The 745-nt window shown below is 38.0% G+C and carries 1 protein-coding gene; it reads left to right on the top strand.

The features are described 5' to 3' along the window. Nucleotides 1-141: 141 nt before the first annotated feature. Nucleotides 142-612: an IS200/IS605 family transposase gene (gene tnpA / locus E1I69_RS24270; RefSeq protein WP_099352537.1), complete on the top strand. Its 471-nt coding sequence runs from the start codon at nt 142-144 to the stop codon at nt 610-612. Nucleotides 613-745: the final 133 nt, after the last annotated feature.

The following is a 745-nucleotide window of genomic DNA, read 5'->3' as shown; positions in this document are numbered from 1 at the left end:
TTTGTATGTTTTGAAAACCCCTGGCTATGCCGGGGGTTCCATAGAGCTTATAGCGTGGTATTAAAAAAAAGCCTCACTTCGTGATAAGATATAGTTGGTTTCCCGACCACTACATCAAATATACGAAGGAGGCATGTCCAAATGCAGGACAAGAACAGTTTAGCACATACAACATGGAAATGTAAGTATCACATAGTGTTTGCACCAAAGTACAGAAGACAAATTATCTATGGAAAATACAAACAAAGTATAGGGAAAATACTTAGAGAACTATGTGAGAGAAAAGGTGTCACTATTCACGAAGCAAATGCATGTCGAGATCATATTCATATGTTAGTGAGCATCCCACCAAAGTTGAGTGTGTCTCAATTTATGGGATATTTAAAAGGAAAAAGTAGCTTAATGATATTCGACCGACATGCAAATTTAAAATATAAATATGGCAATCGCAAATTTTGGTGTCGAGGTTTCTATGTTGATACAGTGGGAAGAAATAAGAAGCAAATAGAAGAATATATTAGAAATCAGCTCAGAGAAGATTATATGGCGGATCAATTAACGCTATTCGAAGAGTTTGATCCTTTTACCGGAGAAAAAAACAGGAAGAAATAAGAGATTCTTTAGAATCAGCGAGTAGATGTGGTGCATAAGGGGAAACCATTCAGTGGGCCTTTTAGGCCGAGGCCGGTAAGAGAGGCTTTCAGCCGCAGAACAAACCACCAGTTCACACTGGTGGTTTTGATTA

The sequence above is a fragment of the Bacillus timonensis genome (genome assembly GCF_004799755.1).
GTDB lineage: Bacteria > Bacillota > Bacilli > Bacillales > Bacillaceae_L > Ferdinandcohnia > Ferdinandcohnia timonensis_A.
The sequence above is the reverse complement of the archived record's forward strand: the minus strand, read 5'-3'. Positions and strand labels throughout refer to the sequence as shown.